Origin of the sequence: Flavobacterium zubiriense (assembly GCF_041729725.1) — a bacterium.
GTDB classification, from domain to species: Bacteria; Bacteroidota; Bacteroidia; order Flavobacteriales; family Flavobacteriaceae; genus Flavobacterium; species Flavobacterium zubiriense.
The window spans coordinates 65,626-92,337 of sequence record NZ_JBCFQL010000006.1 but is presented as its reverse complement, the minus strand read 5'-3'; the positions used below and the strand labels follow the sequence as shown (position 1 = coordinate 92,337).

Here is a 26,712-nt window from a genome sequence, read left to right as displayed (position 1 = left end):
TTAATAATTAGTTTACGAAATTACTATTTTTACACTGATAACAATGTTAAAATTCATGAAAAAGGTGCTCGTACTAGAGTTTGTTTCGCTTACTTTTGTGCGGGTTATTAAAAAAAAACAGCCAGAATTACTATAATGATAGAAAAAATACAACCGCCTGTTGCTAAAATTATTCCTACTGAATTAGAAAAGTTTGGAGAGGTACGAATCGATAATTATTTTTGGTTAAATGACCGGGAAAATCCTGAAGTTATTGATTATCTAAACAAGGAAAATGACTATTACCAACAAATGACCGCTCACACGCAGGATTTCCAGGCAGCACTATTTGAGGAAATGAAAGCGAGAATTAAAGAGCAAGACGAGTCGGTTCCGTATTTATACAATGGCTATTATTACATTACCCGATTTGAAACAGCCAAAAATTATCCCATTTATTCCCGAAAAAAAGGAAGTCTTACTGCACCAGAAGAAATTCTTTTTGATTGTAATGTTTTGGCCGAAGGTCAACCGTATTTCAAACTAGGCGGAATGGCTATTAGTCCTGATAATACCTTGGCTGTTTTTAGTACAGACGTTATTGGAAGGCGTATTTATAACATTCAGGTTAAGAATTTAGAAACGGGTGAAGTTCTTGAAGATAAAATTGATAAAGTAACGGGTTCGGCAGTTTGGGCTAACGATAATAAAACGATATTTTATTCGAGTCAGGACGAAGTTACCTTGCGTTCGGATAAGATTTTCAAGCACAAACTAGGCACAAAACAAGAAGATGACGTATTGGTTTATTTTGAAAAAGACGATACTTTTAGTGTTGATATATCCAAATCAAAATCCAGAAAATATTTAACGATAGAATCGGGAAGTACGTTAACTACCGAATATAGAATCTTGAAAGCCGACAATCCTGATGGGAAATTTAAGATTTTCCAAAAAAGAAAAAGAGGTGTAGAATATAGCATTAATCATTACAAAGACAGCTTTTATATTCTAACCAATAAAGATGATGCGGAGAATTTTAAATTGATGAAAACCCATGAAGATACTACTTCGGCAGAAAACTGGGTGGAAATTATTGGACACCGCGAAGATGTTTTATTAGAAGATATTGAAATATTTGCTAATTATTTAGTTCTAGAAGAACGAACAGGCGGTTTGAATAAAATTCGAATCATGTCCTGGGACGGAAGTCAAGAATATTACTTGCCTTTTGGAAGCGAAACCTACACCGCTTACACATCGACAAATGTTGATTTTGAAACCGAGATTTTGCGTTACAGTTACCAGTCGATGGCAACACCATCATCGGTGATTGATTTTAATATGCGTACCAAAGAAAAGGACGTTAAGAAAGAACAAGAGGTTTTAGGAGGAAAATTCGATAAAAATAATTATACCGAAAAAAGAGTTTGGGCTACCGCCAAAGATGGAACTAAAATTCCAATTTCGATGGTGTACCGCAAAGAGTTGAAGAAAGACGGAAAAAATCCGTTATTGCTTTATGCATACGGATCTTACGGACATTCTATGGATGCGCATTTCTCATCAACACGTTTGTCATTATTAGATAGAGGATTTATTTATGCTATTGCACATATTCGCGGAGGAGAAGACTTAGGAAGACAATGGTATGAAGACGGAAAATTGCTTCAAAAGAAAAATACTTTTACTGATTTTATTGATTGTTCTAGATATTTGATTGATCGAAAATACACTTCAGCAGCACATTTATATGCCGAAGGAGGTTCGGCAGGCGGATTGTTGATGGGTGTAATTATAAATGAAGCTCCAGAGTTGTATAACGGAGTTATAGCTCAGGTTCCTTTTGTGGATGTAATAACTACAATGCTAGACGATACCATTCCATTAACAACTGGAGAATATGACGAATGGGGAAATCCAAATGTTAAAAAATATTATCAATACATGCGTTCGTATTCGCCTTATGATAATGTAAAAAAACAACAATACCCTAATATGTATGTTTCTACAGGATTGCATGATTCACAAGTACAGTATTGGGAACCAGCTAAATGGGTTGCTAAGTTAAGAGAATATAAAACAGATGACGCCGTTTTATATTTGGATACAAACATGGATGCAGGTCATGGAGGAGCATCTGGAAGGTTTGAAGCACTAAAAGAATTAGCTAAAGAATTTAGTTTTTTACTAGATTTGGAAAAAATTAAAAAGTAATTAGTTTTTTTTTGTTAAATTTGCTGCGTATCCAGGTTAAATAAAACTTAATCTTGATTAACTATTTTTTTATGAAAGAAGAAATAAATGCTTATAATAATGTTTTAGAACTGATAGGAAACACACCTCTTATCAAGATAAACAAAGTAACCGAACATTTAGAAGGTAATTTCTATGCTAAGGTAGAAGCTTTTAACCCGGGACATTCCTCAAAAGATAGGATCGCTTTATACATTATTGAAGAAGCAGAAAAAAAAGGTATATTATCTCCAGGTGACACCATTATAGAAACTACATCAGGTAATACTGGTTTTAGTTTGGCTATGGTAAGCATCATAAAAGGCTACAGTTGCATACTAGCGGTAAGTTCAAAATCATCCAAAGATAAAATAGACATGCTTCGCAGTTTAGGTGCGAAAGTGTATGTGTGTCCAGCACACGTTTCTGCTGATGATGAGCGTTCTTACTATAGTGTTGCTAAGAGATTGCATGAAGAAACAAAAGGATCCGTTTATATTAATCAATATTTTAACCAATTGAATATTGATGCACATTACAACACCACTGGTCCGGAAATTTGGAAACAAACTAATGGTAAAATTACACATCTTGTTGCCTGTAGTGGAACTGGAGGAACAATCTCAGGAACGGCTAAGTTTTTAAAAGAGCAAAATCCAAATATTAAAGTTCTGGGTGTGGACGCTTTTGGTTCAGTATTGAAAAAATACCACGAAACAAGAGAATTTGATACTGAGGAAATTTATCCATACAGAATTGAAGGTTTAGGTAAAAACTTGATTCCATCGGCTACTGATTTTGATGTGATTGATAAATTCATGAAAGTAACCGACGAGGAAAGTGCACATGCAGCAAGAGAAATAACCCGAAAAGAAGGTTTATTTGTAGGTTACACTTCAGGAGCTGTTTTGCAAGCAATAAGACAATATGCAGAAGAAGGAGAATTTGACGCTAATAGTAATGTAATTGCTATTTTTCCAGATCACGGTTCTCGCTATATGAGCAAAGTTTTCAGCGATGACTGGATGAATGAACAAGGATTCTTTGATAGCATCAATGAAGAAGAAGTACAAAAAATTGAAATGATAAAATAAATTTTCTATAATCGAAAAATAAGGCTGTCCGAAAAGTAATTTTCGGGCAGTTTTTTTTTTTAAAATTACTCCAAATATTTTATATTTCTAAGAAATAGAAATACCGACTGTACAAGCAATTTTTAAATCCCATTCTGTACATTTACAAACACTTTTTTCATTAGATTTAAATGTTTTGATTCCAGAGAATCATTCAGCTTGTCTGATAGATTTTGTAGTTGAAAAATTAGAGATTCCTCATGTGATTTGACCAAAAAAGACGAAGGAACATCTAGTTATCACCCAAAAATATTCATCAAATTACAAATGGTTAGAAAACTGTTTGCTTAATTTTGGAAAAAACATAAAGCTGTAGACCGCCCTAAAGCACTTTTAAATCATCTTCTCGCAATAAACAATATGTACTCGATGTGTTTTGGAAATTTATAAAACTAATTTGTTAGTAGTTTCTATTTTAGTTTTTTAATTACATTTACGCTTGAGAATTTATCCCAAATCTAATTTAGATGAAAAACACTTCACTAATACTCCTCGCATTATTTGTTTCTGCAACAGCATTTGCCCAAAAACCTATTTTTACTGCTGCTAAAATCAAAGCTGCCACAGTTTATTTTAATGCAGCCGAACTTACACAAAGTACATCAATAAATCTTCCTGCTGGATCAAGTGAAATTGTCATCAAAAACATTGCAAATCATTTAAATCAAAATACGATTCAAATTACTGCACCGAGTTCAGTTACTATTTTATCAGTTCAGTTTACTAATAATTACATCTCTGAATTTGAAATAGACAAAAGCAATCCAATAATTAAGAAAGTGACTGACAGCATTAATTTGGTAAAAAAAGAAATCAATAAAATCCGAATTCAAACCCTTGCAAATAGCCAGGCAATTTTATTATTGGATGGTAATCAAAATGTATCGGGAGCTAATACAGGTTTGAATGTTGCCGAGTTAATGAAACTTGTAGATTATTATAAGACCAAAAGAACAGAACTTGATATGACTCTTGCCGAATTAAGAGAAAAAGAAACCATTTGGGATAAAAAACTAACTGCATTAAATAATAAATTAGAGTTCAATACTAAAAATGAAGAAAAATCTTCATCAGGAAAGCTAATCCTGCAAGTAATGAATGATGTAGCAGGAATTGTCCCTTTAGACATAAGCTACATCACTAATTCAGCAACATGGAAACCCTTTTATGACCTGCGTGCCCAAAGTATCAAAAACCCAATTAATATGATGTATAAAGCTCAGGTGTTCCAAAATTCAGGGATGGACTGGAAAAAAGTAAAACTGACTTTATCAAGTGGAAACCCAAATCAAAATAATCAGGCTCCTCAGCTACAACCTTGGTTTTTAAGATATGATGATGACTATATTAAAGTAGCACCCGCTGGTTCAGGTCCAAAAACTGAAATGCTACAGGAAACTGTTGTCACAGCAACTAAAGAGAAAAAAATGGATGCTATATCCAACTCTAGCATTTCAACATACACCGCAATTAATGAAAACCAACTCAATGTTTCTTTTGATATTGACATTCCTTATGACATATTATCCAATTGGAAAGCACATAGTGTAGCATTAAAAGAGATAAAAATTCCAACTACTTACAAGTATTACACAGCACCAAAAGCAGATAAAGACGCCTTTTTATTAGCCGAAATTAATGATTACTCTAAATATAATTTATTACATGGTGAAGCCAATATCATTTTTGAAGGCATGTATGTTGGTAAAACAACTATTAACCCAAACCAAACCGCCGATACACTGAAATTAAGTATGGGACGAGATAAAAAAATAGCTATTACACACGAAAAAATAGCTGATAAATCTGGGACAAAATTCCTGTCTTCCTACAAAGAACAAACTTTTACCTATGAAATAACGGTAAAAAACAATAAAAAAGAAGATATTGAAATAACGCTTCAAGACCAGTATCCATTGAGTACCGACAAAGAAACTATAGTAGAACTTATAGACAGCGGAAAAGCAAAAGTGAATCAAGAAACAGGAATACTTAATTGGAATTTAAAACTCTCATCAAATGAAACCAAAAAAATCAGGATTAGTTATAAAGTTAAATATCCAAAAGATAAAAATATAAGTAATTTATAGGATGTAAGAAGACAGATTTTAGAATACAAAACACCATTTTCTAAAATCTGCCTACATACTTCTAACTTCCAACCTCTAACCTCTAACCTCTAACCTAACAAAATGACCGAGTACTTCTTTGACCAACACTACAACAACATCCGCTATGGTCTGGAAACACTCAACCTCAAAGAATTTGAAAGCTGCACATTTACCAATTGTGATTTTTCGGAATGCAATTTTATAGGCGTCACTTTTATCGATTGCCAATTCAATAATTGTAATTTCAATACTTCCAAAATCAATCATACCGCATTTAGAACCGTATTTTTTAATGAGTGCCAAATCAAAGAGGTCAATTTCTCTATGAGTGACAAACTCATCTTCGAGATTCACTTTAAAAATTGTGCACTGGATTTCTCAAAATTCTATGCCCTAAAAATGAAAGGCACTACTTTTACTAATTCCAGCCTTGTTGCCGTCGATTTTATGGCTACTGATTTAACGGGTGTACAATTCAACAACTGCGATTTGTACCGCTCCGAATTTGAAAAAGCCATCGCTAACAAAGTTGATTTTAGAAGCAGCTACAACTACACCATCGATCCTTCAAAAACTAAACTAAAGAAAGCACAGTTTGCGCTCGAAGGGTTAAAAGGTTTGCTCTATAAGCATAATATTATTGTGGAATAGTTTTTTATTTTACATCTGTATACTATTAATAACCCTGTCAGAGTTTAAAACTCTGACAGGGTTTTATCGTTGAAACATTTATTTTCAAAATAAATTTTGTAAGAATATTTTAATATATTTGAAGAAACAATAATCAGACTATAAAATATGCTAAAAAAAATAGCTTTACTTCTATTTCTTCTATTCTTTCTACAAATAGATGCCCAAATCACTCTAACAAACAACATAGGAACAAATCTTATTAAGACTGATATGTACTCTTGTCTAGAAGATGAAAATTGGGGTAGAGTATTTAAATTATCTGATTTTGGTATAGCTCCAAATGAACAATTCATTATTAAATCTGGACAAATTGGGATTGCAAAATCTGACATTGGTGCAAACTTATATTTTTCGGTATATATATATGATGAAAAATTTCCAGACACGTATAATTCTTATTTTGAAAAGCCATTACTAGGAACTCGGGGAGTCAAATCTACTAAATTCATAGATGGTAATCCAGAAATTATGCAATTGGACTTTGATAGTCCCATCATTGTTCCTGCAGGTGTTGAAAAAATTATAGTATTAGTTGGTAAAGGAATAGACTACACCAATTATACTCAGTCAGCAGTTTTTGTTGCGGGCACACAAGAAGACAGTGGAGATTCTTGGTATGTAGGTTGTAATCCAGACAAACTATTAACTCGAACAACAGATTTAGATATACCCGTACCCAATGCCAATTTTTATATCAATGTTTCTGGGGATGTATCCAATGTAAAAAGTTCTGGATCAATAACCCGTATCTCTCATAACGTATGCGATGATCTAATAAGAACAGATATGTATGCCTGTTATGGAACTACATATTATTGGGCTAGAGATTTTAACTTAAAAGATTTTGGCATATCTCCTAATGAAGAATATGTAGTAACTTCTGGACAGGTTGGGGTTAATAATACAGCATGGGGTGCCACCGTTAGTTTTAATATTTATAAAATTGATAATAACTTCCCAGCTTCTTTTTCGGAAGCAAATTTAATTGGTAGTAGCCAAACCTATGATCTTCCTCCAAGCATAGGTCATGAATCTCAAATAATTCAAATGGATTTTAACACACCAATTATTATACCCGCAGGTGTAGAAAAAATACTAGTTGAAGTTCAAAAAGGTAGTAACCCTGTATTAGGTGGTGGATCAACAGCTGCCTTCATAGCTGGATCAACACAAGACAATGGTATTTCTTGGTTTAAAGGCTGTAGTCGTTCACCTAGTATTGGACATAATGAATATTTCTCTACAGCTGATGCTGGAATACCAAATGCCAATTTTTACGTCAACGTAACCGGAAATGTAAATAATGTTTCTAATCATTTCGAAATGAATTACACTAATAATTGCTCTGATTTTTTGAAAGAATTCAGTATCGATGATGAAACAAAAATTGCATCAGTAGTCTGGGATTTTGGTGATCCCTCTTCAGGAATTGCTAATACTTCTAATGATTTTTCACCATATCATGATTTTTCAAACGATGGCACCTATACTATTACTGCAACTGTTACCGCTAAAGACGGTACCATAGAAAATTTAAGCGAAACAATTGATGTAAAAGAACCTCCAAAAGCATACGGAATCGACAACATATACAGTTGTGAAGATAATTTTAACACAGGTTTTTCAAGCTCTTTTGATACTTCGACGATTACCCAACAAGTTTTAGGTGGACAAATTGACAAAGTGGTTACTTTTATTGATGGGAAAGGGAATAGATACAATTCACTACCAAATCCTTTTACTAACACCATTAAAGATAGAGAAACCATTACAGTTAGAGTATCTCATAAAGATAACTTATGCTGTTATTCTGAAACTACTTTTGATCTAATTGTAAACCCTTTACCGGATGTAACAATGGTTGAAGACTTAAAGGTATGTGCTACCACCAGTAGCGGATATTCAACATTTAATCTTAATCAAGTTAAATTGGATATAGTGGGAACTCAAACCAATTTACAAATTGAAATGTATCATGAAGACGGACAACTAATACCTAATTCCGATTTAGTTTCAGTTACTAATACAATTAAAGATGTAGAAGTTATAACCATTAAAGTAAAAAATCTTGATACAGATTGTTTTACAACAACTACTTTTAAACTAATTGCAAGTACACTACCAATTGTAAATACTTTGAATGATTTAATTGGTTGCGATGACAACAACGATGGAATTTCGGAATATTTTGACACATCCAATATTCAAAATACAGTATTAGGAAATCAAACTGGAATGCTAGTAACTTATTTTGATAGTGACGGCAATCAACTACCAAGTCCATTGCCTAATCCTTATACCAATACTACAGCAAATCTTGAAAAGTTAACCGTTAGAGTAACTAACTCACAAACCAATTGTTATTCCGAAACAACGTTAAATTTAGTAACATCATCTAAACCACAAATTAATCAGCCACAAAATCTATATGCTTGTAATGAAGGAAACGGATTTTCTCATTTTGATACTTCAATAATTGAAAGCCAAATAACTGGCAATCAAACAGGCCTAACAGTATCTTATTCTGATGAAAATGGAAATCAATTACCAAGTCCATTACCAATAAATTATCAAAATGCAGTTGCATGGCTTCAAACTATTAATGTAAAAGTTGAAAACCAATTGAATCCATTATGTTATTCAGAAACCAGTTTTAAATTAATTGTTAATGAGTTGCCACAAATTAATTTAGAAAACAATTATTACTTATGTGATTTAGAACCGTCTTTATCTATTACTACTAATACAAATTTTGATTCTTGGGAGTGGAAGTATGAAGGCAATACTGTAATTTCAAATTCTTTTAACGCAAATCTACTCGAAGCAGGAAAATATACGCTCCGAGTTTCAAAAATAAGTAATGGAATATCTTGCGAAAATTCATTTTCATTTAATTTAATTCGTTCTACTTTACCTCAAATCCAAGAAGTGAAAATTGGAGAATTAGGCAATAATTACATTGAAATAATAGCTTCTGGTAATGGGAATTTTGAATATTCAATAGATGGTACAAACTATAAAGACAGTAATTATTTTTCAAATATCGAAGGCGGTAATTATAGGGTTACTGTTAGAGACAAAGAAGGTTGTGGAGAAGACACTTCAGAAGTTACAATTATAGATTTTCCAAAATTCTTTACTCCAAATGGTGATGGTTTTAATGACTACTGGCAAATAAAGGGAATTAATAAATTTCCAAATTCTAAAATATTCATCTTTGATAGATATGGAAAGTTATTAAAACAGCTAACCGCTAACAGCGGAGGTTGGGACGGTTTATACAATGGAAAAGAAATGCAGACAAGTGATTACTGGTTTAAAATAGATTTTGGAGATGGAAAGTTTTTTTCTGGACATTTCACATTAAAAAGATAAAATGGCATTTTAAAAATGGATATATCGATAGTAAACGAAAATTATTTAACTAACCTAACCAAACCATGAAAAAACTACTTATACCACTACTATTTATCACAATTCCTTGCTTCTCACAAACAAAAACAAGTACTAACGAAGACAAAGGCGTTGGCGATACACGTACCAAGGCAGTCGAATTAATGGATAACAATACCTATTGGCTAACTGAAACAACTGACGACAAAACCTATGGTTACGATCAATTAAACCCAATTAAAGTGGGTGGTGCAAATGATAAAAGCGGACCACTAAACGAAAGACGATTTCTAAACGCACTATTTGGACCGAACAATAAAAAAATGACTTATTTTAGAGCAGGAAGTTGTTGTGCATTTAAAACCCCTAATGGTTTTAATAACATTGGATTACTGGATCGATATCGATTGACCGAAATTGGAAGCAAAGACACATTAGACATTTACATCAATATGTACGACACGGGCGATTTAAAAATTCCAGTAGGTCTTAAAGCAAAAGAAAAAAATTAATGGAAGCACTAGAAAATTATTACCTAAACAAAACCGAACCCAACCAGAGTTGCTTGTTGGCATTGCGAAGTATAATTCTAAATCAGGACAAAGACATCACCGAAACACAAAAATGGGGAATGCCTTGTTTTTGTTACAAGAAAAAAATATTTTGCTATTTATGGATCGATAAAAAAACAAACGAACCTTACATACTTATGGTAGAAGGAAAACTCCTTGACTTTCCCGAGTTAGAAGAAGGAGACCGAAAAAAAATGAAGGTTTTAAGAGTTAATCCAAACCAGGATTTACCCCTAAAAACAATTGAAACCATTTTGCAAAAAGCATTGGAATTATATAAAAACTAATACTGTCTCTACTCCAATTGTTGTGTATAAATTAATGCGCCATTACTTTTGCATCATCACCCGTATTTACAATAGTCGTTTTGATTTTTCGCTTGCCAATTATCAAAATAAAGAGTGCCAATATCGTAGTCGAAGTCATAATAACAACCATTGGAGTAATGGAATCTTTCACAAAAAGACTAACTCCAAAAGAAGCCAAAGCACCAATCCCTAGCTGTGTAGCTCCCATCAATGCCGATGCACTCCCCGTATTTTTAGAAAAAGGAGCAAGAGACAATCCTGCCGTATTGGGATTTGAAATTCCCAAACAAGCTAGAAACAAGAAAAGCATTCCAATAGTTTCATATAATCCTAAAAGATCATTAATAGCCAAAATCAAGAAAACAAAACTAATAATGGATTGGGAAATCAAAGCAGCAAAAATCATTTGTTCACTCGAAAAACGTTTCAATAAAACTGAATTTAATTGGCTGGAACCTATAAAACTCAGCGACATCAATGCGAAAATCCATCCATAAATTTCGGCATCAACATTTAAAATATCCATAAAAAGTATTGGCGATGCAGCCACATAAGTAAACAAACCAGAAAACGCAATAGCTCCCGTAAAAGCATAGGTAGAGAATTGTGGTACTTTTAGAATAGAAATAAAGTTAGTGATAATGGGTTTTGGTTTTAAAGAAATGGATAAATCCGGTTTGTGTGTATTAGGCAAACCCAATTGAGTAGCCAAAAGTACAAAAGCGCCCATAGCAGCCAGAATAAGGAAAACCGTATGCCAGCCAAAATAAGTAGTCACATAACCACCAACTGTAGGCGCTAACATTGGCGAAAGCCCTACTATAAGCATTAATTTAGACAAAACATTAGGCGTTTCTTTAGCCGGAAATAAATCGCGAACCATAGCTAGAGAAGCTACAGCAGCAGCACAACTTCCCACGGCCTGAACAAAACGAAAACCAATAAAAGCATCAATATCATTCACAAAAGCACAAGCTAATGAAGCTAAAATATAAACTAGTAATCCAACAAATAAAGGCTTTTTTCTTCCAAAACGATCCAATAAAGGCCCGTAAAGTAGTTGTCCCGCTGAAATTCCAATAAAATAACTGGATAAACTCATAGAAACCTTGGCTACAGTTGTATTCAAATCAGCTGCAATTCCTGAAAAACCAGGCAAATACATGTCTATAGAAAAGGGACCCAATGCTGTCATTGAACCTAAAATTAAAATGAGTTGGAAATGTTTAGCCTTAGTCATACTTTATAAAAAATCGTGTTGTTTACTTTTTTGCAAAAGTAAGCCATAAAAAGACGATATAAAGAATGAGAATTTTAAATTATGAATATTATTTAAATTTCTGTTTGGAATTTAGAATATAAATAGCAACACTATAACTTTCATAATCCAGTTTTTGATGATCATTTATCGTGTTTTATTTCCGTAAAAAAGACTCCTTTTCTGATCTTAATTTTGGATTTAATTAACAATTGCACGGCTTTGGAACTCAACATTTTTAAGTACTTTTGTGGGACTTTTACAAAACACAATCCCTTAAATAATGGATAAAAAAATATACTCTTTTTTATTTTCTACACGAATAATGGCTTTTCTTTTTTTGTCTTATGCAATAGCAATGGCAGTTGGAACATTTATAGAAAGTAAGTACAATACCGATACTGCCCGAATTTGGATTTATAATGCTTGGTGGTTTGAGGTAATAATGGTGTTTTTTATGATTAATTTCATTGGAAACATCAAACGATACCAATTACTGAAAAAAGAAAAATGGGCTACTTTATTGCTGCATTTGGCTTTTATTTTAATTCTTTTAGGAGCCTTTATCACCCGTTATATTAGTTATGAAGGCGTGATGCCTATTCGCGAAGGCGCTGCCGAAAACCAATTTTATTCTGAAAAAACTTTCCTGTCTGTTTTTGTAGATGGAGAATACAAAGGCGAAATGAAACGCCGCGTTTTTGAAAAACCCTTATTGCTTTCACCTGTAACCAACAATAATTTTTCTGTTTCTGGACAGTTTGCCGATACACCATTTGAAGTAAAATACAAAAACTTCATTATGGGCGCAAAAGAGTATGTAAAACCAGATGCTAACGGAACTTTGTACATGAAATTAGTTGAAGCTGGCGATGGCGGACGTCACGAGCATTTCCTGAAAGAAGGAGAAGTTCAAAACATACACAACGTACTTTTTGCTTTAAACAAACCTACAGATGGTGCTATCAACATTAACTTTGACGGAAAAGAATATACTATACAAACGCCATTTGAAGGTAACTTTATGCGTATGGCTGATAAGTTTCAAGGAGCGGTTACAAAAGACAATGTTCAGCCGTTGATGATGCGTTCGTTATACAGCATTGGTGATATTAGAATTGTTTTTCCAGATCCTGCTGTAAGAGGAACTATTGAATATGAATCCAATAATGACTTTAAAGCAAGAACTCACGAAGACGCTCTAGTTGTAACCGTAAATGCCGAAGGACAAGAGAAAGAAATCACCCTTTTAGGTTCTAAAGGAAAAGTAGGCGAACCTAAAACAGTGAAAATTGGAAACATAGAATATTCTTTATTCTACGGTAGTAAAGCGTATATTTTACCATTTAAAATTCAATTGAACGATTTTATTGCTGAAAAATATCCAGGTACAGAGAAAAGTTATTCTTCTTTTGAAAGTAAGGTAACCGTTCAGGATTCGGCAGAAAAACCATTTGATGCTCGAATTTTCATGAATAATGTTTTAGACCATAAAGGCTATCGTTTTTTCCAATCTTCTTTTGATCCAGACGAAAAAGGAACGGTACTTTCTGTAAACCACGATTTCTGGGGAACAAATATTACTTACGCGGGTTATTTTTTATTATTCTTTTCTATGATGGCTATTATGTTTACCAAGCATTCTCGTTTTGCTGATGTGAAACGAAAACTAGAAGTAGTAAAGAACAAAAAAGAAAAATTAATTACTGTTTTAGTTTTATTCTTAAGTTTTAATGGTTTTGCACAAATGCCAGATCACGACCATGATCATGAAGGACACGACCACAATCAGGAACATACAGAACAGGAACACAATCACGCACATACCGCTGAACCAGCAAAAGCGGGAAAGATGCCTGTAAGAGTGGCTCCAACTGAAAAACAAATAGATTCTTTAATTACAAAATACAAGGTTTCTGAAAAACACGCCGCTCAATTTGGTCGATTGATTATTCAGGATGCAGGCGGAAGAATGAAACCGATTAATACTTTTTCATCAGAATTGTTGCGAAAAGTAAGTCATGCTAACGAATACAAAGGCATGAATTCAGATCAGGTATTTTTATCGATGTCACAATATGCTCAATTTTGGATTGAAGTTCCTTTGATTTACATCAAAAGCGGAAATGACAGCATCCGAAAAATTATTGGTATTGATGCTAAAGCAAAATACGCGCCTTTTATTGCCTTTTTTGATGGACAAGGAAATTACAAATTATCCCCTTATTTAGAAGCGGCTTATCAGGCAGCAAATCCAAATCAGTTTGAGAAAGATTTTGTTGAAACGGACAAGAAGGTTAACTTAATGGAATCAGCATTGAGCGGAACTATTTTGAAGATTTTCCCAATTCCGAATGATGTTAACAACAAATGGATTTCTATTAACGAACTAGCAACAGCGGGCTTAAAAGGGATGGATTCTACGTATGCCAAAAGTGTTTTACCATTGTATTTTGGTTCTTTGACCAATGCGGCTGTTTCTGGAGATTATAAAAATTCGGATGAATTACTAGAAAGTTTACATGGTTTCCAAAAGAAATTTGGAGAAAAAGTATTGCCTTCAGAAGACAAAGTCACTATGGAAATTTTATATAACAAATATGATGTTTTCCAAAAACTACCGTATTGGTATTTATCAGCGGCAATTTTGATGCTTTTATTCACCATCTTAAAAATATTCAAGGAAAGAAAAGCATTAAATTATTTGGTTAACGGCATGCACGTTTTCATTGGATTATTGTTTGCATTACATACCGCAGGATTAATTGCCCGTTGGTACATTTCAGGGCACGCGCCTTGGAGTAATGCTTATGAGTCTATTGTTTATGTTTCCTGGGCAACGATGTTCTTTGGATTGGCTTTCGATATCAAATCAAAATTAACAGTAGCTTCATCTGCCTTTGTAACCGCTATGATTTTAATGGCAGCTTACATGAACTGGATTGACCCGGAAATTGCTAATCTGCAACCGGTGTTGAATTCGTACTGGTTAATGATTCACGTTGCGGTAATTGTAGCGAGTTACGGGCCGTTTGCATTAGGATTTATACTTGGTTTTGTATCGTTGTTGCTAATCTTTTTTACCAACGAAAAGAACAAAACCAAAATGGATTTGAACATTCAGGAAATCACTTATATCAACGAAATGGCATTAACCATCGGCTTAATTATGTTGACTATTGGAAACTTTCTTGGTGGACAATGGGCTAATGAAAGTTGGGGACGCTACTGGGGTTGGGATCCAAAAGAAACCTGGGCATTAATTAGTATTATGGTCTACGCTTTTGTTATTCATGCTCGTTTTGTACCTGCTTTAAGAGGAAAATGGATTTTCAACCTGATGAGTATGTTTGCTTTTATTTCGATTTTGTTTACTTATTATGGAGTAAATTTCCACTTGGTAGGACTGCATTCGTATGCTAGTGGTGAAGCGCATTCATTAGACTGGATTTATTATTCATTAGGAGGAATCGCTTTAATTGGCGCTATTACCTATCCAAAGTATAAAAAATATTACAAGAAATAATAGTAAAATGATTCCAATGGTTTTCAGCTGGATTTGAATCACACTATAATAATACATCATTATACACCGTTACAATTGCCACAGCATACACTGATTTTATAGATTAATTTCTTGACATCATTGTAAACTGTGGCTAATTTTTTTGTTAATTTTACCGCATGATTAAAGTAAGTATTATCGGCTCGGGAAATGTAGCGCAACAGCTGATTACTACATTCCAAAACCTCGAAAAATCGGGAAGCGAAATAGAATTGGTGCAGGTTTTTTCTCGAAAAAAGGAAAGCCTTACTCACCTACTCCATTCGGAACAAATTATCAGCGATTTAGATGATTTACAAGAAGTCGATTTGTATCTCATTGCTATTTCTGATGATGCTATCGAAAGTCTTTCGGGAGAACTTCCGTTTAAAAATCGCCTCGTAGCGCATACTTCCGGAAGTATGCCGCTGACAATTGTGAATGATAATAATCGAAAAGGCGTTTTTTATCCTTTACAAACTTTTACCAAAGGAATTGCTGTCGATTTCAAACAGATTCCCATTTGCTTAGAAGCCGAAAATCCAACCGATTACCAGGTTTTGAATCGGGTGGCTAAAATTATTTCGGATAAAGTGTATGCTATCAATTCAGATCAACGAAAAGCCTTGCACGTGGCAGCCGTTTTTGTGAATAATTTCACCAATCATCTTTTTGCTATTGGAAACGAAATTTGCACCGAAAACCAAATCCCGTTTGAAATTCTAAAACCTTTAATGGAAGAAACTGTTCAAAAAGCACAAACGCTTTCGCCAGAAGAAGCGCAAACTGGGCCAGCAATTCGAAATGACCAAAAAACTATTGCTGCACACGAAGCTTTTTTAACCAATAAAAATCAATTAAAACTATATAAAATTCTAACACAATCGATTCAAGAGAATGGCAAAAAGTTATAAAGAAATAATGAATGAGATCACCACATTTATTTTTGATGTGGATGGCGTACTTACTGATGGTTCCGTATTTGTAAACACCGATGGCGAAATGTTGAGAACCATGAATATCCGTGATGGTTATGCAATGAAAGCGGCGGTAGACAGTGGTTACAATGTATGTATCATTTCGGGCGGAAGCAATGAAGGCGTTCGTGTTCGTTTGCGCAATCTGGGCATTACTGATATCCATTTAGGAACTCCGGACAAAGTGGAAACTTTTGACGAATACATTGATCTTCACCAAATCAAACAGGAACAAGTTTTATATATGGGCGACGATATTCCTGATTACCATGTAATGAAATTAGTAGCATTGCCTACCTGTCCACAAGATGCTTGTCCTGAAATAAAAGGAATTTCTAAATACATTTCGCATAGAAATGGTGGAAAAGGCGCTGTTCGTGATGTAATTGAACAAGTGATGAAAGTGCAGGGAAAATGGATGGAAAGCTTTGATGCAAAATACGACTAGATAACAGTGGTCAGTATTCAGTCGTCAGAAAGCAGTAATCAGTATTCAGATAACAATTAAGATAAAACAAATGAAATTTCAAGATTTACTAGCTTATCAAAAATCATTTGCCTTGGCGATGAAAATTTTTGAAATATCCAAATCATTTCCGAAAGAAGAAATCTATTCTTTGACAGATCAAATTAGACGTTCCAGTAGAAGTGTACCTGCAAACATAGCTGAAGCTTATAGAAAAAGAATATATCCTAGACATTTTCATAGTAAATTAACTGATTCTGATGCAGAAAATTCAGAAACACAAGTTTGGATTGAATTTGCTTATAAATGCAACTACATTTCAAATGAAGCCTATATTATTTTAATTTCTGAAAGTGAAGAAATTGGAAAACTAATTAACTACATGATTTTAAATCCTCAAAAATTTGGGGTAACTGAACACTAATTACTGAATACTGAACACTACCCAATGAACTTCCTAAACCTAATTCGATACAAAAATCTACTGATGCTGGCTTTTATGCAGCTCATTTTTAGATATGGTTTTTTGAAATTACAAAAAATTGATTTGGCACTAGCCGATTGGCAATACGGATTATTAGTTTTAAGTACGGTTTTAATTGCAGCAGCTGGATATGTAATTAACGATATTTTTGATCAGGAAACCGACAAAAACAACAAACCAAATAAAGTAATTGTAGGCAAAAGCATTTCAGAAAACCAAGCCTATAACATTTATGCACTTTTGAATGTTAGTGGCGTAGCCATTGGGTTTTATTTATCCAATGTGATTATGCGACCTAATTTTGCCGCCATCTTTATTTTGATAGCCGCAACCCTATATATTTACGCTAGCAGCTTAAAACAAATAGTGCTAATTGGGAATATTGTAATCGCTTTAATATTAGCTATCAGCGTTATTATTATTGGGGTTTTCGATATTTTTCCCGCTACTGATAGCAGCAATCAGGTAGTAATGGCACGATTATTTTCGATACTTATAGACTACGCTATTTTTGCCTTTATGATTAATTTGCTTCGTGAAATAGTAAAAGATTTAGAAGATTTTAATGGCGACAAACAACAAGAAATGAGAACATTAGCTATTGTTATAGGTATTCAAAAAACAACAAAACTGCTTTTTATTTTAAGTTTTGTTCCCATAATAGCATTACTTTATTACGTTAATAATTATTTGGTTTCGAATAATTTAATTATCGCAACAATTTACAGTTTGTTATTTATTTTAGGACCATTGCTTTATTTTTGCATTAAAATTTGGACAGCAACATCAAAAACCGACTTTACTATTTTAAGTAAAGTCCTAAAATGGATTTTGTTTTTTGGAATTCTATCCATTTTAATTATTACTTTAAACATAAAATACCATGCTTCGAAATAAATTAAAACAATATAAAATCATATTAGCTTCGGGTTCGCCACGAAGACAACAGTTTTTCAAGGATTTGGATTTGGATTTTGAAATTCGATTAAAAGAAATTGAAGAAATTTTTCCAGTCGAATTAAAAAGAGAAGCCATCACTAATTATTTAGCCGAATTGAAAGCTGCTGCTTTTGAAGGCGAATTAAATGAAAACGAAATTCTGGTTACCAGTGACACCATAGTTTGGCACAACGAAAAAGCGGTTGGAAAACCAAAAAACAAACAAGATGCTTTTGATATTTTAAAATCATTATCGAATGCTACTCATGAGGTAATTACTTCGGTTTGTTTTAAAACAAACACAAAAACCGAAGTGATATTCGAAATTACCAAAGTTACTTTTAACGAATTAACGGATGAGGTCATTGAATATTACATTGAAAATTACAAACCTTTTGATAAAGCTGGTGCGTATGGCATTCAAGAATGGATTGGGTTTATTGGCGTAAAAAAAATTGAAGGTTCTTATGCCAATGTAATTGGGTTCCCAGTGGATAAAGTGTATCAATATTTGATTAATTTAACTTAAAACCACAACGGATGACTTTTTTTAAAGATTATGCAAACGAAATAATTATAAGCAGTGTAATAGTTGTAGTAGTGGGTGTCCTACGTCTTATTTCAAATAAGTTAGTACGCCGTTTTGCTAAAACTTCCCACAAAATTGAATATAGAACCAATCTAGTTACTAAATACATCCATATACTGATTAATATTTTAGCCATAATAGCGTTAATTATAATTTGGGGTGTGCAACAAAAAGATATCATCTGGGCCATTTCTTCAATGGCTACGGTGGTAGGTGTGGCTATGTTTGCGCAATGGTCTATTTTAAGTAATATTACCGCTGGAGTAATTTTGTTTTTTTCGTTTCCATTTAAAATTGGAGACAGCATCAAAATACACGATAAAGATTTTCCAATTATTGGCGAAATAGTAGACATTGCAGCATTTCATATTGTATTAAAAACAATTGAAGGAGAAGAAGTCGTTTACCCTAACAACCTCTTGTTTCAAAAAGGAATTTCTATTCTTCCTACTCATCATGAAGAAAAAGAATTTACCGATTAATTTATACAATAGACTTTTGAAATTAAAGTCAACTAAAATTAATTTAACGGTGTGATAAAGAAATTTTTCGTGTAAAATTAGAAAACAATCAAAAGAGTATTCGTTTTAAAACCATTTTCTATGCTATTTAGTTATAAAATAATAGGTTTTCTTGTTTTATTCTTCTGTTATCAACTTTCGTTTTCGCAAAATAAAAACACGTTTAAAGACAGCGTTTCGCTTCCTGGTATTTACAATCCGAGACAAAATAAAACGTCAAAATTTTTCCATCGTTTAATATTCAAACCTACCAAGTCTAAAAGCGTCAAAAAAAAGACGCCTCCATCTACACATCTGGATGTAGAAGGCAAAATCATTAGACGTATCCATATTACAACACTGGATCCTTTTGGCTATTCTGAAATAGACAGCACTCAAGTTCCAGTCCGCTGGACTGAAAAAACGGGAAATTGGGCTCATCTGAAATCTAAAAATATAGCGATAAAAAATGTATTGCTTTTTTCAAAAAATAAAGCTTACAATTTATTCGAAATTAGAGAATCGGAACGTTTGTTGAGAAGCCAAAATTTTATCAACAGAGTGAATATTACTGAAAAATTAGTAGCTCCACAATCAGACTCTGTAGATGTTTATGTTCGTGTTTTAGATTCATGGAGTTCTATTCCTAAATTTTCAGTGTCTGGTTCTAAAACTGGAATTGGACTCAAGGAACGTAATTTTTTTGGAATAGGACACCAACTGGATTATTATTATTCCCATCGAAAAAATGATAGAAAAAACGCCAATAATATAAGTTATTTGGTTCCTAATATCAAAAACTCCTTTGTTAGAACAGAATTGAAATACAATGTTGATTTTGATGGTTATTATTCGAAAGGCATTGCCATAGAACGTCCATTTTATTCTCCATTAGTCAAATGGGCTGGTGGAATAAACATCAATCAATTTTTTTTAAAAGATAGTATTCAAGATGTTACCGGAGGTATTTCTTCTCAAGATTTTAAATTCGACATACAGGATCTATGGTTAGGAAGAGCTTTCCCGATTATCAAATCGGATGCAATTACCCAACGAACAACAAATTTAATTCTATCTACAGGATTTTTAAATAAAAATTACAAAATAGGTCCACTTGCAGCATCAGACCCTATTCGTTTTTATTCATCAGAGAAAATGATTCTAACAGGAGTAGGAATTAATACACGTCAATTTATTGAAGACCGTTATATTTTTAGAAATGGACAAATCGAAGACATTCCCATAGGTAGAATTTATGGAATTACAGGAGGTTATCAATATAAAAACAGTCAATGGCGTTCCTATTTAGGAGCACAAATTTCTTTTGGCAACTACCATAAATGGGGATTTCTAAGTACTGATTTTGAAATAGGTAGTTTTTTTAAACAATCTAAAACTGAACAAAGCACTATTCGTTTTCAAGCCAATTATTTCACCAATCTTTTAGAAATTGGAAAATGGAAAGTCAGACAATTTATTAAACCTCAACTAATTATTGGTATCAACAGACAAAATAGTTTAGCCGATTTAGTGACTATCAATGAAGACTATGGTATCCGAGGATTTAATAGTCCCGTTTATGGAACGCAAAAAATGTTACTTACTTTTCAAACCCAATCCTATGCTCCAAAAGAAATTTGGGGCTTTCGTTTCAATCCGTATTTTAATTATTCCATTGCATTTATTGGTAATAAAAATAATTTGATGCACACTAACACGATCTATTCTAAAATAGGAATTGGTTTACTGATTAGTAATGATTATCTGGTTTTTAGTTCCTTCCAACTTTCACTTTCATATTACCCTAAAATTCCTTTTTCTGGAGATAATATTTTTAAAACCAATGCGTTTGAAACCACTGATTTTGGATTTCAAAATTTTGAATTAGCCAAGCCTAAAATTGTTCCTTTTAAATAAAAAAAGTACTACTTGCTATTTCATAATTAATTAATGAGTACATTTATAAAAAAGAATCACATTTTTAATTTAAACTATTTAAGTATGAAAAAACTAAGCTTTTATTTGATGGTAATGGTACTATCATTGGGTATTCTGCCAAGCACTTACGCAGCAGAAAAAAATACAGTAGAGAATACAAAGGAAATTCCTGCCGAAGTTAAAACAATGCTTAATCGGTTAGATGAAATTAAAAAAATGGATAAGTCAGACTTATCTTCTTCAGAAAAAAAAGAGTTACGAACTGAAGTAAAAACTATTAAAAAGAATTTAAAATCATCAGGACAGGGAGTTTATTTATCTATTGGTGCTATTATCATTATTGTGCTTTTATTGATATTATTGCTTTAAAAATCAAACACATACAACTAAAAACAGCTCTTCTAAAAAAGTAGAGCTGTTTTTTTTTAGCAAAAAATTAAACCGCTATCTTTTTTTTTGGCACAATAATTGGCTTTTGCCTTATAACAATAAAATTTTAATACAACTTTAAAAAAATAAAAACTATGAAAACTTTAAAATTAATAGCAGCAGGAATTATATTACTAGTAACCAGTACAACTACTCAAGCACAAGTTTCGTTAAATGTAAATGTAGGTGCTCCACCAGCTTGGGGGCCTGCGGGATATAGTAATATTGATTATTACTTCATTCCTGATGTTCAAAGTTATTATGACATACGTAATTCGCAATTTATTTATTATGGTAATGGAAAATGGATTCGTTCCAGAAACTTACCACAACAATACCGAGGTTATGATTTATACAATGGTTATAAAGTAGTTCTAAATGATTATCACGGAAGAACGCCTTATGTACATTATAAAAGTCATAAAGCGAAATATTATAAAGGATATAAAGGAAAACCACAAAAATCTATTGGCTATAAAAATAATAACAAAAAAGTTGTTTACAAAAATAATTACAACAGCGGAAACAAACATTCTGGCAACAACAACTCTAAACATGGAAATGAAAAGGGAAACGGTAAAAAACACTAAATTAACCTATTGGGTGTAATACCGTTTTGAAATATAAATTGGTCATATTGTCTGTTCGAGCGCTGTCGTGAATCATTATTGGATCTCGACTGCACTAGAACAGACATTTTTAATAATTCTAACTAACGGAATAATTTATTTTAATCCTTAAATACTACAGAAACGCTAATTGCGTTTCTTTTTTTTTAACTTTTTATAAAGTTAAAAAAAAGTTAACAAAAAATATCATGGCATATTATTTGAAATAATAAATTAATAGAAAACAATTATCTTTTGCACGATTTCAAATTCTAAAATCTGAAAGAATTTTAAATATCTACTTTCTAGTAATTCTTAAGATGGATAGTAATTTTGGGGTTGGTAATACAATTTTAATAGATTTATCAAATAGTAAAATCAGTCCTAATTATTCTATTTTATTTATTACTATTCCAATACAAAAAAAATTATTTCATCCAAATAGCCAGTGAAATAGTAAAAAAGAGATGAAGTTTAAAAAAAAACATCAAGTATTATCCTGAATGAATACCTTATATAATTTTAAATGTAAAATGTAAAAATTAAATAAAAACCATAAATACGCTAATAAAAAAAACAAACTAATTCAAATATTACGAAATTATTTAAACAAATAAAAAAGGAATGTAATAGTATCTGTTTTTATTTTAAAAGTTAAAAGAAAGTTAACAAAATATTTTTGGCACACTAATTGAATTGGATTTATTAAGTTGAAAAAAACATAAAATTTAAAAAATAGAAATCATGAGATCTTTAAAATTAATCGTAACAGGAATTATTTTATTTGCCGCTAGCACTTCGCAAGCACAAGTTTCAGTAAACGTAAACATCGGAAGACCAGTAGTGGTTAGACCAGCATGGGTACCTAGACAACATGTAAACGTAGATTTTTATTATCTACCCGAAATCCAAACTTATTATGACGTAAATAGTTCATTATACGTTTATTTAGATAATGGAAACTGGTGTCGTACACGTTATCTTCCATCTCGATACAGAAGCTACGATTTGAATCGTGCTCATCGTGTTGAATTGAGAGGATACCACGGAAGCCGTCCCTATTCTTACTACAATAATCACAAAGTTAAATACTATAACAATAATAGAGATTCTAACCGAAGATATGTAGAAGACCGTCGATATTCTAAAAACAATCGTTATGCTGACAATTACAGAAAAAACGATCGTCGAGATGATGATAGACGTTATGATCACAGAGATGACCACCGAGGAAATAATAACGGATATAAAAATCGTTAAATATTATTAAATTAACACAGAAGCTGTCCCAATACTATAATTTTGAGACAGCTTTTATATTTTCTACCGTTTTATAATTTTATTTGAAACGGCTTCCAAACAGAAAAAGATTGCAAATTGGTAAAAAACAAGTACATTCTTTGATTTTTTAACTTACAAAATATCAAAATATTTGTTTTATCACTATAGAATCACTTTATTTGAAAAATATATAATTTATCTAAAAGCATGAAATCCTACTCCATTGAAGAAATAAACGAAGTCCTTAAAGGTGTTATTTTAGGCAACACGCTACAAAAAATTACTGCTCCTGAACAACTTGAAGTTGCTTCAGAAACTGAAATTTCTTTTATAGGAAACAAAAAATACGAAAAATTCTGGGCTGGTTCAAAAGCAAGTGTTGCAGTAGTTAACGAAGATATTTCTATTGAACCAGGAGAAAACAGAGCTTTTATAAAAGTAAAAAATGCTGATTTGGCCATGTCCCAAATTTTGGAACTTTTTGCACCACCTCTACCTCTATTTCACGTAGATATTCATCCCACTGCAGTAGTCGATAAAACAGCGACTATTGGAGCTGGAACAAAAATTGGCGCAGGAAGTTACATTGGACCTAAGGTTCAAATAGGAGAAAACACTACAATTTACCCAAACACAACTATCCTGGACGAATGTACTATTGGAAAAAACACGGTAATTTGGTCAGGAACTGTAGTTAGAGAACGTTGTCATATTGGTAATGGATGTATTATTCATCCTAACGCTACTATTGGAGCAGATGGTTTTGGATTCCGTCCTTGTCCTGAAAAAGGATTGGTAAAAATTCCACAAATTGGAAATGTAATCATTGGAAATAATGTCGAAATTGGAGCAAATAGCTGTATTGACAGAGGAAAGTTCAGCTCGACTGTTTTAGGCGATGGTTGTAAGATTGATAATCTGGTTCAAATAGGACACAACAGTAAGCTCGGACAATTTTGTATTATGGCAGGAAACAGTGGTTTAGCAGGTTCTGTCACTTTAGGAAACGGTGTAATCATTGGCGGAAGTGCTTCTATAAAAGATCATACTACTATTGGCGATGGTGCAATAGTTGGTGCAGGATCAGGTGTTACTTGTGATATTCCTGCGGGAAAAACCATGTTAGGCTATCCAGCTGTCGAAGCGCGTGATGCGCTAAAACAATGGGCAATTCTAAAAAGACTCGTTAACGAATCGAAGAAATAATTTTATTTTTTTTTATTTTTTTTTACCGCAGATTAGCAAATTTAAAACTTTGTGAGTCTGCGGTTCTTTTTTTATTTATTTCCAATAACGCAAAGTTTCGCATAGAAACCACTAACAATCGCTAAGTTTTTTTTAAAAATTTTATCCGTGATAATCTGCTAAATCTGTTGTATCAGTGTTCCAATATATACAACTTCTGTATCAATCAGAAAAAATCTTTCTTCATCTTATAAAATGGATTAATGGTTTTGTATTTTAGCCATCAATTTTCTTGCAATTACAAACACTATGGATTTAAACTTCAACAAAAACGAAGACCACAATAGACTTTTACTTTCTGATTTACGACAAAAGTTCGCTAAAATAAAAGTAGGAGGAGGCGAAAAACGCATTCAAAAATTGCACAGCGAAGGCAAAATGACCGCTCGCGAACGCATTGATTATTTATTGGATGCCAAAGCTGAAAGTATTGAAATTGGAGCACTCGTTGGAGAAGGAATGTACAAGGAACACGGCGGATGTCCTTCGGGAGGTGTTGTGGTAAAAATAGGTTATATCAAAGGAAAACAATGTATTGTTGTTGCCAATGATGCCACTGTAAAAGCAGGTGCCTGGTTTCCTATTACCGCTAAGAAAAATCTGCGTGCACAGGAAATTGCAATGGAAAACAAAATTCCTATTATTTATTTAGTTGATAGCGCCGGAGTGTATTTGCCTTTGCAGGACGAAATTTTCCCTGATAAAGAACATTTTGGGCGTATTTTTAGAAATAATGCGATGATGAGCAGCATGGGAATTACCCAAATTTCGGCTATTATGGGAAGCTGTGTTGCAGGTGGTGCCTATTTACCTATTATGAGTGACGAAGCCATTATTGTAGATAAAACAGCGAGCATTTTCCTTGCAGGAAGTTATTTGGTTAAAGCCGCCATTGGCGAAAGTATTGATAACGAAACCTTGGGCGGAGCCACCACACATTGTGAAATTTCAGGTGTGACGGATTATAAAGCTAAAAACGACCAAGACGCCTTAGACAAAATAAAAAATATTGTTGATAAAATTGGGGATTACAACAAAGCGGGATTCAACCGCATTAAAGCTAAAAAACCAACCTTAGACGAAAAAGAAATTTATGGCATTCTGCCAAAAGCCCGAACCGAACAATACGATATGATGGAAATCATTAGTCGAATGGTCGATAATTCGGAATTTGAAGCTTACAAAGACGGCTACGGACAAACTATTATTACGGGATATGCCCGCATTGACGGCTGGGCCGTGGGAATTGTAGCCAACCAACGCAAAGTAATCAAAACCAAAAAAGGCGAAATGCAGTTTGGTGGCGTAATTTACTCCGATAGTGCCGACAAAGCCACTCGTTTTATAGCCAACTGCAACCAGAAAAAAATTCCTTTGGTTTTCCTGCAAGACGTTACTGGATTTATGGTGGGTTCTAAATCGGAACAAGGCGGAATCATCAAAGATGGCGCTAAAATGGTGAATGCGGTAAGCAACTCGGTTGTTCCTAAATTTACCGTGATTGTTGGAAATTCTTATGGTGCTGGAAACTACGCCATGTGTGGAAAAGCTTATGATCCTAGATTAATTGTAGCCTGGCCAAGTGCAGAACTCGCAGTTATGGGCGGTACTCAGGCTGCTAAAGTATTGGCTCAAATAGAAGCTTCTTCGATGAAAGCCAAAGGAGAAATTGTTGATGAAGCCAAAGAAGCCGAATTGTTTGCCAAAATAAAAGCACGTTACGACGAACAAACTTCACCCTATTATGCTGCTTCCCGATTGTGGACAGACGCCATCATTGATCCATTAGACACCCGAAAATGGATTTCTATGGGTATTGAAGCCGCTAACCACGCTCCTATCGAAAAAGCATTTAATCTGGGAGTAATTCAGGTTTAAGGTTTTAGTACATATAATTTATTAGTTCAAGATTATTAAACGGATTCATAGTAAATATTTAAAAACTATGTGTCATAAAATTAGAGCCTGTTTAAAAATTCATCAAAATTAATTTACCCATTCCGTATCCACGGATTTATTTTTGATGAGAT

General features: G+C 33.1%; 21 protein-coding genes and 1 pseudogene. 21 read left to right on the top strand and 1 reads right to left on the bottom strand.

Going from position 1 to position 26,712, the window contains the following annotated elements; all coding sequences use genetic code 11:
- Positions 1 to 135 precede the first annotated feature (135 nt).
- The 8 genes and pseudogenes from AAGV28_RS06835 (at position 136) to AAGV28_RS06800 (ending at position 10,403) form a co-directional block, all read left to right on the top strand.
- A complete protein-coding gene (locus AAGV28_RS06835) occupies positions 136 to 2,196 on the top strand; it encodes a S9 family peptidase (protein WP_373406077.1) in 2,061 nt (686 codons plus the stop codon).
- A gap of 71 nt (positions 2,197 to 2,267) precedes the next feature.
- The gene (locus AAGV28_RS06830) at positions 2,268 to 3,308 is read left to right on the top strand and encodes a PLP-dependent cysteine synthase family protein (protein WP_373406076.1); all 1,041 of its coding nucleotides are present in this window, start codon (positions 2,268 to 2,270) and stop codon (positions 3,306 to 3,308) included.
- Between the two features lie 506 nt (positions 3,309 to 3,814).
- A complete protein-coding gene (locus tag AAGV28_RS06825; protein WP_373406075.1) occupies positions 3,815 to 5,437 on the top strand; it encodes a DUF4139 domain-containing protein in 1,623 nt (540 codons plus the stop codon).
- A gap of 102 nt (positions 5,438 to 5,539) precedes the next feature.
- Positions 5,540 to 5,662, top strand: a pseudogene (locus AAGV28_RS06820) (pentapeptide repeat-containing protein); the annotation flags it as partial.
- A gap of 195 nt (positions 5,663 to 5,857) precedes the next feature.
- Positions 5,858 to 6,109, top strand: coding sequence for a pentapeptide repeat-containing protein (locus AAGV28_RS06815; protein ID WP_373406210.1), 252 nt, complete (start codon positions 5,858 to 5,860; stop codon positions 6,107 to 6,109).
- Positions 6,110 to 6,256: 147 nt separating this feature from the next.
- On the top strand, positions 6,257 to 9,526 hold the full coding sequence (locus AAGV28_RS06810; protein ID WP_373406074.1) for a T9SS type B sorting domain-containing protein: 3,270 nt from the start codon (positions 6,257 to 6,259) through the stop codon (positions 9,524 to 9,526).
- A gap of 65 nt (positions 9,527 to 9,591) precedes the next feature.
- Positions 9,592 to 10,056, top strand: coding sequence for a 2-dehydro-3-deoxyphosphooctonate aldolase (locus tag AAGV28_RS06805; protein WP_373406073.1), 465 nt, complete (start codon positions 9,592 to 9,594; stop codon positions 10,054 to 10,056).
- On the top strand, positions 10,056 to 10,403 hold the full coding sequence (locus AAGV28_RS06800) for a DUF1801 domain-containing protein (protein ID WP_373406072.1): 348 nt from the start codon (positions 10,056 to 10,058) through the stop codon (positions 10,401 to 10,403). The genes AAGV28_RS06805 and AAGV28_RS06800 overlap by 1 nt, the downstream gene beginning before the upstream one ends.
- A 31-nt stretch (positions 10,404 to 10,434) precedes the next feature.
- Here the strand turns inward: AAGV28_RS06800 and AAGV28_RS06795 are convergent, their stop codons facing one another.
- Entirely contained in the window at positions 10,435 to 11,664 is a 1,230-nt protein-coding gene (locus AAGV28_RS06795; RefSeq protein WP_373406071.1) for a multidrug effflux MFS transporter, read from the bottom strand.
- Positions 11,665 to 11,965: 301 nt separating this feature from the next.
- Here AAGV28_RS06795 and AAGV28_RS06790 point away from each other — a divergent pair, with 301 nt between their 5' ends.
- The 13 genes from AAGV28_RS06790 (at position 11,966) to AAGV28_RS06730 (ending at position 26,560) form a co-directional block, all read left to right on the top strand.
- A complete protein-coding gene (locus tag AAGV28_RS06790) occupies positions 11,966 to 15,208 on the top strand; it encodes a cytochrome c biogenesis protein CcsA (RefSeq protein ID WP_373406070.1) in 3,243 nt (1,080 codons plus the stop codon).
- Between the two features lie 158 nt (positions 15,209 to 15,366).
- Complete coding sequence (locus AAGV28_RS06785; protein ID WP_373406069.1) at positions 15,367 to 16,140, top strand: Rossmann-like and DUF2520 domain-containing protein; 774 nt, start codon at positions 15,367 to 15,369, stop codon at positions 16,138 to 16,140.
- Complete coding sequence (locus AAGV28_RS06780; RefSeq protein ID WP_373406068.1) at positions 16,124 to 16,651, top strand: KdsC family phosphatase; 528 nt, start codon at positions 16,124 to 16,126, stop codon at positions 16,649 to 16,651. The genes AAGV28_RS06785 and AAGV28_RS06780 overlap by 17 nt, the downstream gene beginning before the upstream one ends.
- Positions 16,652 to 16,721: 70 nt before the next feature.
- Positions 16,722 to 17,093 carry a four helix bundle protein gene (locus AAGV28_RS06775; RefSeq protein ID WP_373406067.1) on the top strand — a complete coding sequence of 124 codons (372 nt, stop codon included), beginning with the start codon at positions 16,722 to 16,724 and terminating at the stop codon, positions 17,091 to 17,093.
- Between the two features lie 24 nt (positions 17,094 to 17,117).
- A complete protein-coding gene (locus AAGV28_RS06770; protein WP_373406066.1) occupies positions 17,118 to 18,050 on the top strand; it encodes a geranylgeranylglycerol-phosphate geranylgeranyltransferase in 933 nt (310 codons plus the stop codon).
- Complete coding sequence (locus tag AAGV28_RS06765) at positions 18,037 to 18,621, top strand: Maf-like protein (protein WP_373406065.1); 585 nt, start codon at positions 18,037 to 18,039, stop codon at positions 18,619 to 18,621. Before AAGV28_RS06770 ends, AAGV28_RS06765 begins: the two co-directional genes overlap by 14 nt.
- An 11-nt stretch (positions 18,622 to 18,632) precedes the next feature.
- Entirely contained in the window at positions 18,633 to 19,163 is a 531-nt protein-coding gene (locus AAGV28_RS06760; protein WP_373406064.1) for a mechanosensitive ion channel domain-containing protein, read from the top strand.
- Positions 19,164 to 19,283: 120 nt separating this feature from the next.
- Positions 19,284 to 21,098: a hypothetical protein gene (locus tag AAGV28_RS06755; protein WP_373406063.1), complete on the top strand. Its 1,815-nt coding sequence runs from the start codon at positions 19,284 to 19,286 to the stop codon at positions 21,096 to 21,098.
- A gap of 84 nt (positions 21,099 to 21,182) precedes the next feature.
- Entirely contained in the window at positions 21,183 to 21,488 is a 306-nt protein-coding gene (locus tag AAGV28_RS06750; RefSeq protein ID WP_373406062.1) for a hypothetical protein, read from the top strand.
- A gap of 155 nt (positions 21,489 to 21,643) precedes the next feature.
- The gene (locus tag AAGV28_RS06745; protein WP_373406061.1) at positions 21,644 to 22,138 is read left to right on the top strand and encodes a hypothetical protein; all 495 of its coding nucleotides are present in this window, start codon (positions 21,644 to 21,646) and stop codon (positions 22,136 to 22,138) included.
- A gap of 762 nt (positions 22,139 to 22,900) precedes the next feature.
- Positions 22,901 to 23,416: a hypothetical protein gene (locus tag AAGV28_RS06740; protein WP_373406060.1), complete on the top strand. Its 516-nt coding sequence runs from the start codon at positions 22,901 to 22,903 to the stop codon at positions 23,414 to 23,416.
- A 228-nt stretch (positions 23,417 to 23,644) separates the two neighbouring features.
- Positions 23,645 to 24,643: a UDP-3-O-(3-hydroxymyristoyl)glucosamine N-acyltransferase gene (gene lpxD / locus AAGV28_RS06735; protein ID WP_373406059.1), complete on the top strand. Its 999-nt coding sequence runs from the start codon at positions 23,645 to 23,647 to the stop codon at positions 24,641 to 24,643.
- Positions 24,644 to 24,931: 288 nt separating this feature from the next.
- Positions 24,932 to 26,560: an acyl-CoA carboxylase subunit beta gene (locus tag AAGV28_RS06730; RefSeq protein WP_373406058.1), complete on the top strand. Its 1,629-nt coding sequence runs from the start codon at positions 24,932 to 24,934 to the stop codon at positions 26,558 to 26,560.
- Positions 26,561 to 26,712: the final 152 nt, after the last annotated feature.

Excerpts from the sequence above, each read along its gene's own strand:
- AAGV28_RS06745 (WP_373406061.1), top strand. The coding sequence starts at position 21,644 with ATGAAAACTTTAAAATTAATAGCAGCAGGAATTATATTACTAGTAACC.
- AAGV28_RS06805 (WP_373406073.1), top strand. The coding sequence starts at position 9,592 with ATGAAAAAACTACTTATACCACTACTATTTATCACAATTCCTTGCTTC.
- AAGV28_RS06775 (WP_373406067.1), top strand. The coding sequence starts at position 16,722 with ATGAAATTTCAAGATTTACTAGCTTATCAAAAATCATTTGCCTTGGCG.
- AAGV28_RS06760 (WP_373406064.1), top strand. The coding sequence starts at position 18,633 with ATGACTTTTTTTAAAGATTATGCAAACGAAATAATTATAAGCAGTGTA.
- AAGV28_RS06730 (WP_373406058.1), top strand. The coding sequence starts at position 24,932 with ATGGATTTAAACTTCAACAAAAACGAAGACCACAATAGACTTTTACTT.
- AAGV28_RS06815 (WP_373406210.1), top strand. The coding sequence starts at position 5,858 with ATGAAAGGCACTACTTTTACTAATTCCAGCCTTGTTGCCGTCGATTTT.
- AAGV28_RS06835 (WP_373406077.1), top strand. The coding sequence starts at position 136 with ATGATAGAAAAAATACAACCGCCTGTTGCTAAAATTATTCCTACTGAA.
- AAGV28_RS06810 (WP_373406074.1), top strand. The coding sequence starts at position 6,257 with ATGCTAAAAAAAATAGCTTTACTTCTATTTCTTCTATTCTTTCTACAA.
- AAGV28_RS06755 (WP_373406063.1), top strand. The coding sequence starts at position 19,284 with ATGCTATTTAGTTATAAAATAATAGGTTTTCTTGTTTTATTCTTCTGT.
- AAGV28_RS06790 (WP_373406070.1), top strand. The coding sequence starts at position 11,966 with ATGGATAAAAAAATATACTCTTTTTTATTTTCTACACGAATAATGGCT.
- AAGV28_RS06795 (WP_373406071.1), bottom strand. The coding sequence starts at position 11,664 with ATGACTAAGGCTAAACATTTCCAACTCATTTTAATTTTAGGTTCAATG.
- AAGV28_RS06780 (WP_373406068.1), top strand. The coding sequence starts at position 16,124 with ATGGCAAAAAGTTATAAAGAAATAATGAATGAGATCACCACATTTATT.
- AAGV28_RS06800 (WP_373406072.1), top strand. The coding sequence starts at position 10,056 with ATGGAAGCACTAGAAAATTATTACCTAAACAAAACCGAACCCAACCAG.
- AAGV28_RS06825 (WP_373406075.1), top strand. The coding sequence starts at position 3,815 with ATGAAAAACACTTCACTAATACTCCTCGCATTATTTGTTTCTGCAACA.
- AAGV28_RS06750 (WP_373406062.1), top strand. The coding sequence starts at position 21,183 with ATGAAAAAACTAAGCTTTTATTTGATGGTAATGGTACTATCATTGGGT.
- lpxD (WP_373406059.1), top strand. The coding sequence starts at position 23,645 with ATGAAATCCTACTCCATTGAAGAAATAAACGAAGTCCTTAAAGGTGTT.
- AAGV28_RS06785 (WP_373406069.1), top strand. The coding sequence starts at position 15,367 with ATGATTAAAGTAAGTATTATCGGCTCGGGAAATGTAGCGCAACAGCTG.
- AAGV28_RS06830 (WP_373406076.1), top strand. The coding sequence starts at position 2,268 with ATGAAAGAAGAAATAAATGCTTATAATAATGTTTTAGAACTGATAGGA.
- AAGV28_RS06765 (WP_373406065.1), top strand. The coding sequence starts at position 18,037 with ATGCTTCGAAATAAATTAAAACAATATAAAATCATATTAGCTTCGGGT.
- AAGV28_RS06770 (WP_373406066.1), top strand. The coding sequence starts at position 17,118 with ATGAACTTCCTAAACCTAATTCGATACAAAAATCTACTGATGCTGGCT.
- AAGV28_RS06740 (WP_373406060.1), top strand. The coding sequence starts at position 22,901 with ATGAGATCTTTAAAATTAATCGTAACAGGAATTATTTTATTTGCCGCT.